This is a genomic window from Vogesella mureinivorans (genome assembly GCF_007644035.1).
GTDB lineage: Bacteria > Pseudomonadota > Gammaproteobacteria > Burkholderiales > Chromobacteriaceae > Vogesella > Vogesella mureinivorans.
In genome coordinates, this window is the sequence record NZ_VMTV02000690.1 from 1 (window position 1) to 343 (window position 343).

Here is a 343-nt window from a genome sequence, read left to right on the forward strand (position 1 = left end):
CCGCTCAAGGATGATTGGTGCGTCTTGTGCACATAATGTGTCACCCGTACCAACGTCTTTTAAGCCGATTGCCGCAGCGATATCGCCCGCGCGAACTTCTTTGATTTCTTCACGTTTGTTTGCGTGCATCTGTACGATACGACCGAAACGCTCGCGTTTTTGTTTAACTGAGTTGTAAACGGTATCACCAGAGTTGATTACGCCTGAGTACACACGGAAGAAGGTTAAGTTACCAACGAACGGGTCTGTTGCAATTTTGAATGCTAAAGCTGCGAACGGTTCGTCATCGCTTGCGTGACGTTCACCTTCGGTTTCATCTTCATTGATACCTTTGATTGCCGGG

General features: G+C 47.8%; 1 protein-coding gene. It reads right to left on the reverse strand.

Annotation, left to right across the window (positions count from 1 at the left end; all coding sequences use genetic code 11):
* On the reverse strand, positions 1–343 hold a 343-nt coding region (locus FLQ44_RS17755; RefSeq protein WP_240801329.1), incomplete at both ends, for an EF-Tu/IF-2/RF-3 family GTPase.